At 66.4% G+C, this 15,422-nt stretch carries 15 protein-coding genes; 8 read left to right on the forward strand and 7 right to left on the reverse strand.

The annotated features are described in order from the left end of the window. Positions 1-116: 116 nt before the first annotated feature. Complete coding sequence (locus WS91_RS24640) at positions 117-1,763, forward strand: FAD-dependent monooxygenase (RefSeq protein ID WP_059584528.1); 1,647 nt, start codon at positions 117-119, stop codon at positions 1,761-1,763. 287 nt (positions 1,764-2,050) lie between these two features. Here WS91_RS24640 and WS91_RS24645 read toward each other — a convergent pair whose 3' ends face one another. The 4 genes from WS91_RS24645 to WS91_RS24660 are packed head-to-tail and all read right to left on the reverse strand — an operon-like array spanning position 2,051 to position 7,350. Next, positions 2,051-2,317: a formate dehydrogenase subunit delta gene (locus WS91_RS24645; protein ID WP_038745628.1), complete on the reverse strand. Its 267-nt coding sequence runs from the start codon at positions 2,315-2,317 to the stop codon at positions 2,051-2,053. A gap of 7 nt (positions 2,318-2,324) precedes the next feature. Further along, positions 2,325-5,297: a formate dehydrogenase subunit alpha gene (gene fdhF, locus WS91_RS24650; RefSeq protein ID WP_038745626.1), complete on the reverse strand. Its 2,973-nt coding sequence runs from the start codon at positions 5,295-5,297 to the stop codon at positions 2,325-2,327. Positions 5,298-5,311: 14 nt separating this feature from the next. Continuing rightward, on the reverse strand, positions 5,312-6,880 hold the full coding sequence (locus WS91_RS24655) for a formate dehydrogenase beta subunit (RefSeq protein ID WP_059671204.1): 1,569 nt from the start codon (positions 6,878-6,880) through the stop codon (positions 5,312-5,314). After that, positions 6,877-7,350, reverse strand: a complete 474-nt coding sequence (locus tag WS91_RS24660; protein WP_038745622.1) for an NAD(P)H-dependent oxidoreductase subunit E — start codon at positions 7,348-7,350, stop codon at positions 6,877-6,879. The genes WS91_RS24655 and WS91_RS24660 overlap by 4 nt, the downstream gene beginning before the upstream one ends. A 130-nt stretch (positions 7,351-7,480) precedes the next feature. On the opposite strand from WS91_RS24660, the gene WS91_RS24665 reads away from it, so the two are divergent. Both WS91_RS24665 and WS91_RS24670 read left to right on the forward strand, forming a co-directional pair. Then, entirely contained in the window at positions 7,481-8,587 is a 1,107-nt protein-coding gene (locus tag WS91_RS24665; RefSeq protein ID WP_059584535.1) for a substrate-binding domain-containing protein, read from the forward strand. A 102-nt stretch (positions 8,588-8,689) separates the two neighbouring features. Further along, positions 8,690-8,953 carry a hypothetical protein gene (locus tag WS91_RS24670; protein ID WP_038745619.1) on the forward strand — a complete coding sequence of 88 codons (264 nt, stop codon included), beginning with the start codon at positions 8,690-8,692 and terminating at the stop codon, positions 8,951-8,953. Positions 8,954-9,138: 185 nt separating this feature from the next. Here WS91_RS24670 and WS91_RS24675 read toward each other — a convergent pair whose 3' ends face one another. The 3 genes from WS91_RS24675 to WS91_RS36300 all read right to left on the reverse strand — a co-directional run bounded on the left by WS91_RS24675 (position 9,139) and on the right by WS91_RS36300 (position 11,036). Next, complete coding sequence (locus tag WS91_RS24675) at positions 9,139-9,783, reverse strand: class I SAM-dependent methyltransferase (protein ID WP_038745617.1); 645 nt, start codon at positions 9,781-9,783, stop codon at positions 9,139-9,141. 117 nt (positions 9,784-9,900) lie between these two features. Next, positions 9,901-10,563 carry a tyrosine-type recombinase/integrase gene (locus WS91_RS38030; protein ID WP_394335876.1) on the reverse strand — a complete coding sequence of 221 codons (663 nt, stop codon included), beginning with the start codon at positions 10,561-10,563 and terminating at the stop codon, positions 9,901-9,903. After that, positions 10,560-11,036 (reverse strand): hypothetical protein, encoded by a 477-nt coding sequence (locus tag WS91_RS36300; RefSeq protein ID WP_156432478.1) that lies wholly within the window; start codon positions 11,034-11,036, stop codon positions 10,560-10,562. Before WS91_RS36300 ends, WS91_RS38030 begins: the two co-directional genes overlap by 4 nt. Positions 11,037-11,070: 34 nt before the next feature. On the opposite strand from WS91_RS36300, the gene WS91_RS38035 reads away from it, so the two are divergent. From WS91_RS38035 to WS91_RS24705, 5 genes are all read left to right on the forward strand, one after another. Beyond that, positions 11,071-11,394, forward strand: a complete 324-nt coding sequence (locus WS91_RS38035) for a helix-turn-helix transcriptional regulator (RefSeq protein WP_331458337.1) — start codon at positions 11,071-11,073, stop codon at positions 11,392-11,394. Between the two features lie 98 nt (positions 11,395-11,492). Next, positions 11,493-11,939 (forward strand): hypothetical protein, encoded by a 447-nt coding sequence (locus tag WS91_RS24690; protein ID WP_059671206.1) that lies wholly within the window; start codon positions 11,493-11,495, stop codon positions 11,937-11,939. Positions 11,940-12,065: 126 nt separating this feature from the next. After that, on the forward strand, positions 12,066-13,631 hold the full coding sequence (locus tag WS91_RS24695; protein WP_269435339.1) for a recombinase family protein: 1,566 nt from the start codon (positions 12,066-12,068) through the stop codon (positions 13,629-13,631). Continuing rightward, positions 13,628-14,530 (forward strand): plasmid partitioning protein RepB C-terminal domain-containing protein, encoded by a 903-nt coding sequence (locus WS91_RS24700; protein WP_059671207.1) that lies wholly within the window; start codon positions 13,628-13,630, stop codon positions 14,528-14,530. The genes WS91_RS24695 and WS91_RS24700 overlap by 4 nt, the downstream gene beginning before the upstream one ends. Next, the gene (locus tag WS91_RS24705) at positions 14,527-15,384 is read left to right on the forward strand and encodes a plasmid partitioning protein RepB C-terminal domain-containing protein (protein ID WP_059671208.1); all 858 of its coding nucleotides are present in this window, start codon (positions 14,527-14,529) and stop codon (positions 15,382-15,384) included. The genes WS91_RS24700 and WS91_RS24705 overlap by 4 nt, the downstream gene beginning before the upstream one ends. Positions 15,385-15,422: the final 38 nt, after the last annotated feature.

Genomic DNA, 15,422 nt, shown 5'->3' on the forward strand with positions numbered 1-15,422 from the left:
AACCTCGCATTTTCCCACACCTCGGACGGCGCCCGCCGATTCGGGGGCGCGCCGCGCTATGGATGCGGCGAGGCGGCGGGCGTAGACTGCGGATGTTGCGTATCGACGAGGTCTTTATGGCAGTCGTTCCGCTCGCCACTCCTCCCGTCCTGATCGTCGGCGCCGGGCCGACCGGGCTTGCCGCCGCGCTCTGCCTCGCCCGCGCCCGCGTGCCGGTGCGGATCGTCGACAAGGCGGCGCAGCCCGCGCGCTTTTCACGCGCGATCGGCATCCAGGCCAGAACGCTCGAGCTCCTCGAGCAGCAGCGCGTCGTCGAACGGTTCGTCGAGCTCGGGCATCGCGCGCGTGTCGCGATCCTGTACTCGGGCGGGCAGCGTATCGCCGAGCTCGATTTCGATCCGTTGCAAACGCGCTATCCGTACCTGCTGTTTCTCGACCAGACCGTCACCGAGCGGCTCTTGGCCGAGCATCTCGCGACGTTCGGCGTCGAAGTCGAGCGCGGCGTGACGCTCACGCACTGCACCGATCCGGACGGCGCGCTCGATGTCCGCCTGCGCCACGGCGACGGCCGCGAGGAGAGCCTGCAGCCGTCGTACGTCGTGGCCGCCGACGGCGCGCACAGCACCGTTCGGCATCTGCTCGACGTCGAATTCGTCGGGCATGCGTTCGAGCAGACGTTCATGCTCGCCGATCTCGATGTCGACGCCGACTGGCCGGACGACGAGATTCATTTGTTCACGACGGGCGACGGCATCGCCGGATTGTTTCCGATGGGAAACGGGCGCTACCGGCTCGTCGCGGATCGACCGCCGCGCAACGGCGCGCTCGACGACGAGCACGGGCCGTCGCTCGAACTGTGTCGCGAGATCGTGCGCGCGCGCGTGATGCCCGAGCTGAAGATCGGCGATCTCGCGTGGTCGTCGTATTTTCATCTGCACAGCCGGATGGTCGCGCAACTGCGCCGCGGGCGCGTGTTCTTCGCGGGCGACGCGGCGCACGTGCACAGCCCGGCGGGCGCGCAGGGGATGAACACGGGCATCCAGGAGGCGTTCAATCTCGGCTGGAAGCTTGCGCGGGTGCTGGCCGGCAACGCGCCCGAGCGGCTGCTCGACACGTATCACGACGAGCGCCATCCGATCGAGCGCGACGTGCTGCGGCAGACGAGCTTCGCGACGCAGGTCGTCGAGGCGGGGCGCGGGCCGCTCAGGCTGCTGCGCGAGCACGTCGTGCCGATTCTCGCGTCGTTCGGGCCGCTGCGGGATGCGGCGCGCCGCACGGTCAGCGAGCTTGCGATCCAGTACCGGAAGAGCCCGCTCACGCTCGAGCGCGTGCTCGACGGCGGGCCGCGCGCCGGGGAACGCGCGCCGGATGCGCTCGTGCAAGTGCTCGACGGGCCGCTCGGCAAGGCGCCCGGCGTCGCGCGCCTCTTCGATCTGCACGATCCCGCGCATTTCACGCTGCTCGTGCTCGAGCCGCGCTCGGCCGTCGACGACACGCTGCCGTCGGACCCCGGCGAGGACGGCCGCACGCTTGCCGGCGCGCTCGAGCGGATCATGCCGGGCGCGGTGCGCTGCTGGCGCCTGACGGACGCGCAAGGCGAGGGCGCGCCGCTGCTGAGCGATGCGTACGGGGGCGCGCGGCCGGCGTTCTATCTGCTGCGGCCGGACGGCTATGTCGCCGCGCGCGGTCGCCCGGCGACCGATGCGAGCGCGTTGCTGCACCATTGCGAGACGTGGTTTTCGGGGATGCGGCTCGAGACTTGAGGGCGACGGCGTGCTCGACGCAAGCGCCAGGCGCGCGGTCGCGCGACGAGCGGCGCCGCCGTCTCGCCGTCTTGCCTTGCGGTTGTCGCGTCTTTGAAGCGGGCGAGCGTTGCGTCGTCGCGATGCGGCGTCAACGCGAACGCGGCGATGGGGGCGGCGTGCGCGAAGCGTCAGCGCCGATCCGCGCGATGCGGCGTCTGTCCGCACGCGATGCTGCGAGCAGCGAGCGCGCGTCGTTCGCGCGGCACGGCGGCGTCGCGCGCGTCGCGACGCGCGCCTGCGGCCGCCTATGCGGCGCGCGGCGTTTCGGGCGCGGGCGCCGGTTCGAGCGATGCGCGGTGCCTGTCGATCGCCTCGCGAACGATCGGCGCGACGCTTGTCGCGGCCTCGTCGTTCGGATCGTCGAGCGCCGCGAGGAGCGCGCGCCGCATCCGCGGCTCCCAGAAGCGCCGGATGTGATCGGCGACGCCCGCGACCGCCTCGTCGTGATCGGGCATCGACGCGAAGAACGCGCCGATCTGGTTGGCCATGTCGATCAGGTGTCGGCTTTCCATGTCGACCTCACTTGCCCGTTGCCGTCGCCGTTGCGCTCGACGTCGCCGGCGCGCTCGCCGTCGTGCGCCGCTCGAGCAGCGCGAGCTGCTCCGCGCGAAAGCGCGTGTACGCGCGCTGCCACTCGGACGGCTGCGCGACGGGCGCGACCTGCACCGCCGTCACCTTGTATTCCGGGCAGTTGGTCGCCCAGTCCGAGCTATCGGTGGTGATCACGTTCGCGCCGGATTCGGGGAAGTGGAACGTCGTGTAGACGACGCCCGGCTGCATCCGCTCGGTCACGAGCGCGCGCAGCACCGTCTGCCCCGCGCGCGATTCGACGCCGACCCAGTCGCCCGACCTGATTCCGCGATCGTTCGCATCGTGCGGATGGATCTCGAGCCGGTCCTCGTCGTGCCAGCGCACGTTCTCCGTGCGGCGCGTCTGCGCGCCGACGTTGTACTGCGACAGAATCCGGCCCGTCGTCAGGATGAGCGGGTAGCGCGGCGTGACCTTCTCCGGCGACGCGATGTACTGCGTGATCATGAACTTGCCCTTGCCGCGCACGAAGTGATCGACGTGCATCGTCGGCGTGCCTTCGGGCGCCGCGTCGTTGCAGGGCCACTGCACGCTGCCGAGCTCGTCGAGCAGCGCGTACGACACGCCTGCGAACGTCGGCGTGAGGCGCGCGATCTCGTCCATGATCTCGGACGGATGCGCGTAGCGCATCTCGTAGCCGAGCGCGCGCGACAGCATCAGCGTCACCTCCCAGTCCGCATAGCCGGAAAGCGGCTTCATCGCGCGGCGCACGCGCGAGATCCGGCGCTCGGCGTTCGTGAACGTGCCGTCCTTCTCGAGGAAGGTCGCGCCCGGCAGGAACACGTGCGCGTACTTCGCGGTTTCGTTCAGGAAGATGTCTTGCACGACGAGGCATTCGAGCGACGACAGCGCGGCCGCGACGTGCTGCGTGTTCGGGTCCGACTGGACGATGTCCTCGCCCTGGCAGTAGAGGCCCTTGAAGCTGCCGTCGAGCGCCGCGTCGAACATGTTCGGGATGCGCAGGCCGGGTTCCGGCTGCAGCGTCGTCGACCAGGCCTCGTCGAAGAGCGCACGCACCGCGGCGTCGCCGATGTGCCGGTAGCCGGGCAGTTCGTGCGGGAACGAGCCCATGTCGCACGAGCCCTGCACGTTGTTCTGTCCGCGCAGCGGGTTCACGCCCGCGCCCTCGATGCCGAGGTTGCCCGTCGCCATCGCGAGATTCGCGATGCCCATCACCATCGTCGAGCCCTGCGCATGCTCGGTCACGCCGAGCCCGTAGAAGATCGCGGCGCGCCCGCCCGTCGCATACAGGCGCGCGGCGGCGCGCACGGCGTCGGCCGGCACGCCCGTGATGCAGGCCGTCGCCTCGGGCGAATGCTCGGGCCGCGCGGCGAACGCGCGCCACACGTCGAACGCGTGCGGCTCGCAGCGTTCGGCGACAAACGCCTCGTCGACGAGCCCTTCGGTGACGATCACGTGCGCGAGCGCGTTGACGAGTGCGACGTTCGTGCCGGGGCGCAGTTGCAGATGATGGACGGCCTTCACGTGCGGGCCGTCGACGAGATCGATCCTGCGCGGATCGATGACGATCAGCTTCGCGCCCTCGCGCACGCGGCGCTTGAGCCGCGAGCCGAACACCGGATGGCCGTCGGTCGGATTCGCGCCGATCACGACGATCACGTCGGCCGAGCCGACTGACGCGAACGTCTGCGTGCCCGCCGATTCGCCGAGCGTGACTTTGAGCCCGTAGCCCGTCGGCGAGTGGCACACACGCGCGCAGGTGTCGACGTTGTTGTTGCCGAACGCCGCGCGCACGAGCTTCTGCACGAGATAGGTTTCTTCGTTCGTGCAGCGCGACGACGTGATGCCGCCGATCGAATCGCGGCCGTGCTTGTCCTGGATGCGGCGGAACTGCGCGGCCGCATGGCCGATCGCTTCGTCCCAGCTCACTTCGCGCCACGCATCGGTGATCTTCTCGCGGATCATCGGTTTCGTGATGCGGTCCTTGTGCGTCGCGTAGCCCCATGCGAAGCGGCCTTTCACGCACGCATGGCCTTCGTTCGCCTGGCCGTTCTTGTGCGGCGTCATCCGCACGACCTGGTCGCCCTTCATCTCCGCCTTCAGCGAGCAGCCGACGCCGCAATACGCGCAGGTCGTGACGACCGCGTGCTCGGGCTGACCGAGCAGCGCGACGCTCTTCTCGACGAGCGTCGCGGTGGGGCACGCGGCGACGCACGCGCCGCACGATACGCACTCCGAATCCATGAACGCGTCGCCCGCGCTCGCCGCGACGCGCGATTCGAAGCCGCGCGCGGCGATCGTCAGCGCGAACGTGCCTTGCGTCTCCTCGCATGCGCGCACGCAGCGGTTGCAGACGATGCACTTCGACGGGTCGTAGCTGAAGTACGGATTCGACTCGTCCTTCGCGTCGCGCAGATGGTTCTTGCCGTCGAAGCCGTAGCGCACCTCGCGCAGCCCGACTGCGCCCGCCATGTCCTGCAGCTCGCAGTCGCCGTTCGCCGCGCACGTCAGGCAGTCGAGCGGGTGATCGGAGATGTAGAGCTCCATCACGTTGCGGCGCAGGTCCTGCAGGCGATCGCTTTGCGTGCGCACCTTCATGCCGGCTTCGACGGGCGTCGTGCACGACGCCGGATAGCCGCGCCGGCCCTCGATCTCGACGAGGCACAGGCGGCACGAGCCGAACGGCTCGAGCGAATCGGTCGCGCAGAGCTTCGGCACGTTGATGCCGGCCTCGATCGCCGCGCGCATCACCGACGTGCCGGCCGGCACCGTCACCGTGCGGCCGTCGATGTCGAGCGTGACGTCGGTATCGGCGCGGCGCGCCGGCGTGCCGTAGTCGGTGTCGTCGAACGGATCGGCGCGGCGCGCCTGCGCCGCGCTCTTGCACGCGCACTGACCGGAGCCGCAGCCTTGCCGGGGCGAATCGAAAGCGGAAGAGGTCATTGGGACTCCTGCTGTCAGGCCGCGGCCGGCGCAGCGTTTTTCGCGCGCGCGGCGAGGCCGAAATCTTCGGGGAAGTGATCGAGCGCGGACAGCACCGGGTACGGCGTCATGCCGCCCATCGCGCAGAGCGAGCCCGCCGTCATCGTGTCGCAGAGCTCGCGCAGCAGGCGCACCTGCTTTTCCGACGTGTCGCCCGCGCGGATCTTCGCGATCGTCTCGACGCCGCGCGTCGAGCCGATCCGGCACGGCGTGCACTTGCCGCACGATTCGAGCGCGCAGAAGTGCATCGCGTATTCGGCGAGCGCGGCGAGGTTCGACGTGTCGTCGTGCAGCACGATGCCGCCATGTCCGACGACGGCGCCGACGGCCGCATACGCCTCGTAGTCGAGCGGGATGTCCCATTGACTGTCGGGCAGGTAGGTGCCGAGCGGGCCGCCGACCTGCGCGGCGCGCGCCGGGCGCCCGCTCGCGGTGCCGCCGCCGAAGTCGAACAGCAGCTCGCGCAGCGTGACGCCGAACGCGAGCTCGACGAGCCCGCCGCGCTTCACGTTGCCCGCGAGCTGGAACGGCAGCGTGCCGCGCGAGCGGCCCATCCCGTAGTCGCGGTAGAACGCCGCGCCGCGCGCGAAGATGATCGGCGCGGTCGCGAGCGTGATCACGTTGTTGATGACGGTCGGTTGTCCGAAGAGTCCCGCGAGCGCGGGCAGCGGCGGCTTCGCGCGCACGACGCCGCGCTTGCCTTCGAGCGATTCGAGGAGCGCCGTTTCCTCGCCGCACACGTACGCGCCCGCGCCTTTCGCGACGTGCAGCTCGAACGCGTGCGTGGTGCCGAGCACGCTCGCGCCGAGCCAGCCGGCGGTACGCGCGCGGGCGATCGCTTCGCCCAACGCCGCGATCGCGTGCGGATATTCGCTGCGCACGTAGATGTAGCCGATCGTCGCGCCCGTCGCGACGCCCGCGATGATCATCCCTTCGATCAGGCAGTACGGATCGCTTTCCATGATGAGGCGATCGGAGAACGTGCCGGAGTCGCCTTCGTCCGCGTTGCAGACGACGTATTTCTGCGCGGCCGCGGCTTCGCGCACGGTCCGCCATTTGACGCCCGCCGGAAATGCGGCGCCGCCGCGTCCGCGCAGGCCCGATTCGACGAGCGTCTCGCAGGCGGCGGCGCCGTCGAGCGCGAGCGCATTCTTCAGGCCTTCGAGCCCGCCGTGCGCGACGTAGTCGTCGATCGACAACGGATCGGTGATGCCGATTCGCGCGAACGTGAGCCGCTGCTGGCGCTTCAGGTACGGCATTTCGTCGACGATGCCGACGCGCGCCGGGTGTTCGCCGCCGTCGAGCCAGCCGGCGTCGAAGAGCGCGGGGACGTCGGCCGCCGTGAGGTTCGCGTAGCCGACGCGGCCCGCGGCCGTGCCGATCTCGACGAGCGGCTCGAGCCACAGGAGCCCGCGCGAGCCGTTGCGCACGAGCTCGATCGCGGTGCCGCGCGCGGCCGCCTCGGCCTCGATCGCGCGGGCGAGCGCGTCTGCGCCGACCGCGAGCGCCGCGGAATCGCGCGGCACGTAGATGCGCGTGCTCATGCGGGCTCCTTCGCGCGGACGGCCGCGTCGAAGAGCGCGTCGAAGCGCGCGGGCGACATCTTCGCGTGGAGCGTGTCGTTGATCGTGAGCGACGGCGACTGCGCGCAAAGGCCGAGGCAGTAGACCGATTCGAGCGCGACTTCGCCGCCGTGCTCGCCGTCGATGCGGCAGCCGGCGCGCGCCTGCGCGTGCGCGACGAGCGCCTCGCCGCCCATGCTGCGGCACGCTTCCGCGCGGCAGAGCCGGATCGTCACGCGCGCGGGCGGCGCGGTGCGGAAGTGGTGATAGTAGGTCAGCACGCCGTGCACTTCGGCGCGCGACAGATTGAGCGCCTTCGCGAGCGGCTCGACACATGCGGGCGGCACGTAGCCCGCGTCGTCCTGGATCGCATGCAGGATCGCGACGAGCGATTTGCCGGGTTGCGCGTGTGCGCGCACGAGCGCGTCGGGCGCGACGGAATGGGGGGACATCCGGTTGCCTCCTCCGAAGTCATATATGCGCTTTGGGTTCATATGGAGCGCAAACAGACTTTGAGATATTGATATGAGTCAACGATAAATCGATAGAATGACGGCTGCAATAGGAAACGGGATTGCATAAATGATTCGAGTCGAATGCGACGCGCATTTGATCGTGCGCGACAACGGCGGCCGCACCGCGAGCCTGACTGATGTGGCACCGCTTCTCGAACTCGTCGCGGCGACGGGCAGCATCGCGCAGGCGGCCGAGGCGAAAGGGCTGTCGTACCGGCACGCGTGGGGGCTTCTGCGCGCGCTCGAGGCGTGCGTCGGCGGCGCGCTGATCGAGACCGTGCGCGGCAAGGGCTCGTCGCTGTCCGAACTCGGGCAGGCGGTCGTCGCTGCGCAGCGCCTCGCGGGCGAGCGCCTCGACGGCAACCTGCGCGCGCTCGCCGCCGAGGTCGCGAGCGGGCTGAACCGGCGGCTCGTGCGGCACGCGGGCGCGCTGCGGATTCATGCGTCGCACGGCTACGCGGTCGCGGCGCTCGTGTCAGCGCTCGTCGAAGCCGGCTCGCCCGTCGACATCAAGTACCGCGAGAGCGTCGAGGCAATGCGCGCGCTCGCGGGCGGCGAATGCGATCTGGCGGGGTTTCACCTGCCGCGCGGTGTGTTTCGCGCGCACTGCGCGCAGATCTACCGGCCGTGGCTCGACGATGCCGATCACGTGCTGATTCATCTGACGCGCCGCAAGCAGGGCCTGTTCGTGTCGCGCGGCAACCCGAAGCGGATCGAGGGCCTCGCCGACCTCGCGCGCGGCGACATCCGCTTCGTCAACCGGCAGCCGGGCTCCGGCACGCGGATGCTGCTCGATCTCGCGCTGCGCGACATCGGCATCGATCCGGAGCGGATCGACGGCTACGCATCGGCGGAGCTGACGCATTCGGCGATCGCCGCGTTCGTCGCGAGCGGGATGGCGGATCTCGGCTTCGGCGTCGAGCCTGCCGCGCGCCATTTCGGCCTCGATTTCATACCGATCGTCGACGAGGACTATTACTTCGCGTGCGAGCGCTCGCGGCTCGGCGATGCGCCGCTCGCGGGCGCGCTTTCGCTGCTGCGAGACGACGGCTACCACGCCGCCGTCGCGCGGCTCGACGGCTATGATCCGGGCGCGTGCGGCACGCTCGTCGACGTGGCGGCGGGCCTCGCGGGCACCGCCGACGGCGCGCGCGCGAGCGGTCACGGACGGTAACGAAGCGGGTATGCGAGCGGCGCTGCAAGGCGCGCGCATTTGCGTTACGCTTGCCGCTTACTTTCGTATGAGCCAAAGCGCCGACCGGCGCCCGACACACCGATGAAGCTCCTGACCCATCTCGCCGTCGCGTCCGCCGCCGCGGGCGCGCTCGCCGTGGCCGCGACGGTCGCGTTCGCGCAGAACTCGCCCGGCGTGCCGGGCGGCATCCTGAATGACCAGTTCCGGCTGAACGAGCATCCGCAGATGCAGTTCGCCGCGTCGGCGCCGTCGAAAAAATATCAGAGCGGCAAGAAATCGGATCTGCGCAGGAAGGGCGACATAGGCGATCCGAACGGCTGCAACCTGAAGTGCCCGATGAATTGACGGCGCTCTTGCGCGGCGCCGACCGAGGTGGCCGCGCGAGATGCGCGGCGGATGCACGCCGGCCGCGCAGCGCATCCGGCGGGCATGCGTGGCACGACGCATGAGATCGCCCGCTGACGAACGAAGCGAGGACAGGCGAACGCGAACGCCGTAAGCGACGGCGCCGGCTCGCCGCCGGCATGACGTCAAGCGGCCGTCGAGGGCGGCCGCGCGCCCGGCCACGCATGGCCGATCGGCGACGGGGAACCCCAGAAGTCCGCACAGCGCTGCAGCCGGTAGACGGCCGCGGGCGGCACGTTCGCCCATGCTATGCCGATGCGCTCCGCGCGAATGCCGATCGCCGCGAGCCGGCTTGCGGGAATCGGGCAGCGAGGCAGATAGGTGAACTGATAGAACGCGCCGCCCGGGCCGAGGTGCATCGCGAATGCGCCATGCACGATCGCAACCGCCTGCTCGACGGGCATCGCGACGAGCGGCAGGCCGCTGACGACGGCGCTCGCACGCGCGTCGCCGAACAGGCCGCGCGTGATGCCGAGTTCGGCCGCATCCATGTTCATGACCCGCAGGTCGGGAAAGCGGCGACGCAGCGTCGCGGCGAACGCCGGATCGGCTTCGACGAGCACGAGCCGCTCGGCGGCGACGCCGCGCGACAGCAACTCACGCGTGAAGACGCCCGTGCCCGCGCCGAGTTCGATCACGCGCGCGCTGTCGCCGGGAATCTGGGCGGTCATCAGCATGGCGAGCGCGGGACCGGACGGCGCGAGCGCGCCGACCTGACGGGGATTGCGCAGCCATGCACGCAGGAAGAGCGCGAGTTCGGGAATCCGCATGGTTGGTTCCAGGGGAATTGAGCGGCAAGCTGTCACGGCGCCGTTCCGATGAAATCGGCTTCGGCTTTGCGACCGGCAAGCTAGCCTGCCACGATCAAAAACACAGGCCATCGTGTATTACCCGCTGTGTTGCGCTGGCGCATGCCGCGCATTGCCGACGCGAATCGGCCGCGACGCGGTCGATCGGATCTGGCGAAGAGGCCGGATGCGGACGAAGGGCGGCACGCGCGGAATGCGCCGCTCGCGCCGACGATCGACGAAAGCGCGGCGCGAGACTATCGCGGCAAAAAAAAGCCCTTGCGGAACAAGGGCTTCGGGGTATTCGGTGGGGCGCAGGATGTCGAGTACGTCAGGCGGCGTCAGGTTCGCCATTGGCTTGCCGCCGATCCACGGGAAGGCGTCCACCTCTAGGCGGCGCAAGATACGGTCTCCGTGACTGTCCGACCATGTGGGCGCGTATTTCGCGTGCCACTCGCGCGCGATGGCTTCGAACCAGTGTTCCGCGTTGAGACGCTGGGTGCGCTTCTCGGCTTTCTTGGCTTCGCCTGGATCAATGTTCGCCGCCAGTTTTTCGCGTACGGCATCCCGCTTTTTGCGCGCTTCTACCAGCGAAACTTCCGGATAGGTGCCAAACGCCAAGCTCTTCTCTCTGCCGCCGAATCGATATTTCAAGACCCATCGCTTTCGCCCTGCTGGGGTGACAAGCAGGAACAGTCCGCCGCTGTCGAATAGCTTCTGCTGTTTTTTCCATGGGCTTGGCGCGGCGGATCGCCATATCAGTCAGTGCCATGCGCGTTCCTTTGCTGGCTGAGGATGAATGGGGTTTGGGGGTTGTCGATTGATGGAGGGCTGGAGAGCCCCCAGAAAAACCCCCGGTTTGGGGTTGTTTCTACCGGACAACGTTGGGCGTAGTTTGCAATAAAAAACCCCGCGAAGCCAAGCTGGGCGGGGTTTTCTGGGTAAAGACGGGTGACGCTAGGCAGGAAAATGGTGGAGGGGTCGCACCCTATCATGAACTGCCGGGCGACGCGCACCAAACCGAACTTCCGGCAAGTTGCCAAGTGCTGCGAACTGTCTCGAAAAGTGGGGTTGACGCGCCAAATCCACGAGTCACGAAATGTGCCATCGTCTGGACCAACGCGCTGGCAACGGTGCTTTAGATCCGCATCGGGAGCCAGTTCGATTCCGAAGGGGGGAATCGAACCGACGTGCATAATTCCGGACTTGGCTTGCGGACGAAACTGCGCCTTCATGGACTCCCGCCAACCCGTTCGAAGGAGGTCCAACATGGAAGTCGTTCACTTTAATCAAAAGCAACTCGCAGCCCGTTGGGGTGTCGCCGAAGCCACTCTCGAGCGCTGGCGCAGCGATGGGATCGGACCGAGATATTTGAAATTGGTCGGTAAGGTGCTCTATCGCCACGTGGACATCGAGGCTTTCGAGGAGGCGAGCGCAAGGGCGGCAACTCTAGGCAAGAGAAAGCCTCGTGCAGAGACGGCCCCGGTCGATCAGAGTTCAATACCTGACCGAAGCGTCGATTTTTTGCGGCTGGGAGTTGACTGTGGGCAGCCGAGGCGCTTTCCACTAACCGGGGTTGATGCGGCTGGTTGAGTTGCAATGGCCCGGTTGCTACACCGGGCTTCATCTCCGCAAGTAAGCCATCACCGTAGACAATTCCCCCCGATTGCGTTCCGCTCGGGGGAATCTCGATGGCACACAAGCTTTGCGTCTGCTGTGGCGATGTGTTCGAGCCGCGTCCGCAGACGCCCGAACAGGTCTACTGCTCGTCGTCCGCTTGCCAGCGCGCCCGCAAGCGCCAGTGGCAGCGCGAGAAACTCCGCACCGACTCCGACTACCGCGATAACCAGCGTGATGCGCAGCGCGCGTGGTTGAGCCGCAACCCGGATTACTGGCGTCAGTACCGGCGTGACCATTCGGACTATGCGACCAGCGGCCGCGCCCGGCAACAGAGCCAGCCGCACGCGGCGTCCGCCAGCATTGCAAAGATGGACGCGTGCATCGCGCCGTCCGGCGTGTACCGGCTCACGCCAGTTTCCCCGCCAACAGGAGTTTCGACGGATTCTTGGCTGGTCGAGATCACGCCCGTGTGCGAGACATGTCCGCGCAAGATGGACGCGTGCAAAGAGAGGACGTGATCGACACAAAAAAGCTCGCCACTTACCGTTTCCCGGAGACCGTGACGGGGCTGGATCGCCTGTCACGCCGGCCCCCGGCGGGATGTCCGGGAACCGTAACCCCACTCGATCAGGCGACCGGTCACCATGTGGCAGGAAAATTCCCCCGATGAAGCTTCCCAGCCGTCGGTTATCTACCGGGCAGCGGAATATGTCCGGATGTCCACCGAGCACCAGCAATACTCGACAGAGAATCAGGCGGATAAGATCCTGGAATACGCCGAGCGTCGCGGCATCCAGATCGTCCGGACCTACGCCGATGAAGGCAAAAGCGGCCTGAGCATTGATGGACGACAGGCTTTGCAGCGCCTGATCCGCGATGTTGAGTCCGGTGACGCTGACTTCGAGATGATTCTCGTCTACGACGTCAGCCGATGGGGCCGGTTCCAGGATGCCGACGAGAGTGCCTATTACGAATATATTTGCCGGCGTGCAGGCATCCAGGTTACGTACTGTGCGGAGCAGTTCGAGAACGATGGCTCGCCGGTCTCGACGATCGTCAAAGGCGTCAAGCGCGCAATGGCCGGCGAATACAGCCGGGAACTGTCGGCCAAGGTGTTCGCAGGGCAGTGTCGGTTGATCGAGCTCGGGTATCGTCAGGGTGGTCCGGCCGGCTACGGCTTGAGGCGTGTGCTCGTCGACCAGACCGGCACGTTCAAGAGCGAACTGGCGCGTGGCGAGCACAAGAGCCTTCAGACCGATCGCGTGATCCTGATGCCGGGGCCCGAGCAGGAGGTCGCAACGGTTAACCAGATCTACCGATGGTTCGTCGACGACGGGCTCACCGAATCGGAAATCGCCTCGCGGCTGAACGCTGGATGTGTTCCCACGGATCTCGGGAGAGAGTGGACGAGGGCGACCGTGCGGCAGGTGCTCAGCAATGAGAAATACATCGGCAACAACATCTACAACCGGATCTCATTCAAGCTCAAAAAGCACCGCGTGGTCAACGAGCCGGAGATGTGGATCCGAAAGGACGGCGCTTTCGAGGCGATCGTTCCGCCCCACATTTTCTACACCGCGCAAGGCATCCTCCGGGCGAGATCGCACAGGTATAGCAACGAAGAATTGCTCGAGAAGCTGCGAAATCTGTTCAGGCAGCGCGGCGTCTTATCGGGGCTCATTATTGACGAGGCCGAGGGCATGCCGTCGACGGCAGCATACATCCACCGTTTTGGCAGCCTGTTGCGCGCCTATGAGGCAGTCGGATTCACGCCTGACCGCGACTACCGGTTCCTCGAGGTCAATCAGTTCCTGCGCCGGCTGCATCCGGAAATCATCAGTCAGACCGAGCGCATGATCCTTGACCTAGGCGGCTCGGTCCAGCGGGATCTCGCTACCGACCTGCTCGATGTAAACCGTGAATTCACCGTGTCGATGGTGCTTGCGCGCTGTCTTGTTCTGGACAACGGCCGGCGGCGCTGGAAGGTGCGCTTCGATGCGAGCCTGTTGCCCGACATCACGGTCGCAGTTCGGCTCGACGAAGCCAATGAGAACCCACTGGATTATTACTTACTGCCTCGCCTCGACTTCGGGCAGCCCGGGATATCGCTTGCCGATCACAACCGCATCGAGTACGAGAGCTACCGCTTCGAGAACCTGGACTACCTATATGGCATGGCCGAACGCTATCGCCTCCGGAGAGCCGCATGAACAAGGAACATTCCGCGATCGACCTCCAGATGATCCCGGTCGACCTGATCGACGTGCTCAATCCGCGCGAGCGCAATAGCAGGGTGTTCAATGAAATCGTCGCGAACATTCGGGCCGTCGGCTTGAAAAAACCGATCCGAGTGGCGCCACGCAACGGTCCAGGTGGGGCGCGGCGCTACCTGCTGGTCTGCGGAGAGGGACGTCTCAAGGCATTCCAGGTGCTTGGCGAGTCGCACATTCCGGCGATTGTCGAGGATGTGGACGACGAGCAGGCGTTCATCATGAGTCTGTCGGAGAACATCGCACGACGCCAGTATCAGCCGCTTGAACTACTTTGCGGCATCGAACGCCTGCGAGATCTGGGGTACGACAAGAAGGCTATCGCCGAAAAAACCGGCCTGAGTGTTGAATACATACAGGGGATCCTATACCTGCTCAAGAATGGCGAGGAGCGTCTGTTGGCGGCAGTCCAACGTGGGCGTATTCCGCTCAATGCCGCGATGACCATCGCGGGTGCCGGCAACGACGATAAGGCCATTCAGGCCGCGTTGCAAGATGCCTATGAGGCGGGAACATTGCGCGGCAGTCAGTTGATTCAGGCGCGGCGCGTTATTGAGCGGCGGCGGACGCAAGGCCGGTCGCTCGCGCGGGGCGCCTCGCGCAAAAAGACCGAGGTGACGCCATCGAGCTTGGTGCGAAACTACCAGAACGAGGTCGAGCGTCAGCGACTGATGATTCGGAAGGCTGAGATGACTCAACAGCGGCTGCTATTCATCGTTGAAGCCTTGCGGCAGTTACTTGAAGATGAAAATTTCACCAATCTTCTGCGTGCAGAAGGTCTGGAGACGCTGCCGAAATATTTGGCCGAGCGGGTCTGGGAGGGGAGTCACGTCGTATGAGCCAGCCGCCCCTTGGATTTATTCCCGAGCCCGTCGTCGTCATGCTCGACCGGATCTTGCCATCGCGCAAAACGCCTGATGGCGTTCTCGAGTCGAAAAAATTCAAAACGATTCTGTCGTCGATCGAGGAGGTTGGCCTGATCGAGCCACTCACCATCAGCAAGCCGGACCCGAAAACAGGCCAGCATGTCTTGCTCGATGGGCATATCCGGATGCTCGCGCTCCGGCAACTCGAATTCGTCGATGCGCCGTGTTTCGTCGCAATCGATGACGAGAGCTATACCTACAACAATCGGATCAACCGCCTGTCCACGATCCAGGAGCACTTCATGATCCGGCGTGCGGTCGATCGGGGTGTAACGCCCGAGCGGCTGGCCCGGGCCCTGAGCGTTGACATCAGCCACATCATCAAGAAAATGCATCTGCTTGACGGGCTTTGCCAGGAGGCCGCCGAACTGCTGAAGGACCAGCAGTTCTCAGCAAACCTCGGTGCCGTGCTACGTAAGATGAAGCCAACGCGGCAGATTGAGGCCGTGGAGCTGATGCTCGCGGCAAACAATATTACGGTAGCGTATTGCCAGGCGTTGCTCGCGGCGACGCCGCCGGAGATGCTTGTAGGAGAGGCGAAACCGAAGAAGATGGCCGGCGTAACGGCCGATCAGATGGCGCGCATGGAGCGCGAGATGGGCAACGTACATGGTCAGTTCAAACTGATCGAGCAGTCGTATGGGCAGGACGTGCTCAACCTCGTGCTCGCGAAGGGCTACATCGCGAAATTGCTCGACAATGACGCGGTCGTGCGCTTTCTGTCGAAGGTAAGCGCGAATTTAACCCCACCTAGAATCGAAAGCTGAACGAGCGCAGGCTTGCGTCCGCAACTACAACTTGCGGA

The sequence above is a fragment of the Burkholderia sp. MSMB1498 genome (assembly GCF_001526245.1).
GTDB classification, from domain to species: Bacteria; Pseudomonadota; Gammaproteobacteria; order Burkholderiales; family Burkholderiaceae; genus Burkholderia; species Burkholderia savannae.

What these genes read in the sequence shown, in the direction of transcription:
- WS91_RS24655 (WP_059671204.1), bottom strand. Translation starts at nt 6,880, where the DNA reads ATGAGCACGCGCATCTACGTGCCGCGCGATTCCGCGGCGCTCGCGGTC.
- WS91_RS24660 (WP_038745622.1), bottom strand. Translation starts at nt 7,350, where the DNA reads ATGTCCCCCCATTCCGTCGCGCCCGACGCGCTCGTGCGCGCACACGCG.
- fdhF (WP_038745626.1), bottom strand. Translation starts at nt 5,297, where the DNA reads ATGACCTCTTCCGCTTTCGATTCGCCCCGGCAAGGCTGCGGCTCCGGT.
- WS91_RS36300 (WP_156432478.1), bottom strand. Translation starts at nt 11,036, where the DNA reads ATGAAGGCGCAGTTTCGTCCGCAAGCCAAGTCCGGAATTATGCACGTC.
- WS91_RS24690 (WP_059671206.1), top strand. Translation starts at nt 11,493, where the DNA reads ATGGCACACAAGCTTTGCGTCTGCTGTGGCGATGTGTTCGAGCCGCGT.
- WS91_RS24670 (WP_038745619.1), top strand. Translation starts at nt 8,690, where the DNA reads ATGAAGCTCCTGACCCATCTCGCCGTCGCGTCCGCCGCCGCGGGCGCG.
- WS91_RS24705 (WP_059671208.1), top strand. Translation starts at nt 14,527, where the DNA reads ATGAGCCAGCCGCCCCTTGGATTTATTCCCGAGCCCGTCGTCGTCATG.
- WS91_RS24640 (WP_059584528.1), top strand. Translation starts at nt 117, where the DNA reads ATGGCAGTCGTTCCGCTCGCCACTCCTCCCGTCCTGATCGTCGGCGCC.
- WS91_RS38035 (WP_331458337.1), top strand. Translation starts at nt 11,071, where the DNA reads ATGGAAGTCGTTCACTTTAATCAAAAGCAACTCGCAGCCCGTTGGGGT.
- WS91_RS24645 (WP_038745628.1), bottom strand. Translation starts at nt 2,317, where the DNA reads ATGGAAAGCCGACACCTGATCGACATGGCCAACCAGATCGGCGCGTTC.
- WS91_RS24665 (WP_059584535.1), top strand. Translation starts at nt 7,481, where the DNA reads ATGATTCGAGTCGAATGCGACGCGCATTTGATCGTGCGCGACAACGGC.
- WS91_RS24700 (WP_059671207.1), top strand. Translation starts at nt 13,628, where the DNA reads ATGAACAAGGAACATTCCGCGATCGACCTCCAGATGATCCCGGTCGAC.
- WS91_RS24675 (WP_038745617.1), bottom strand. Translation starts at nt 9,783, where the DNA reads ATGCGGATTCCCGAACTCGCGCTCTTCCTGCGTGCATGGCTGCGCAAT.
- WS91_RS24695 (WP_269435339.1), top strand. Translation starts at nt 12,066, where the DNA reads ATGTGGCAGGAAAATTCCCCCGATGAAGCTTCCCAGCCGTCGGTTATC.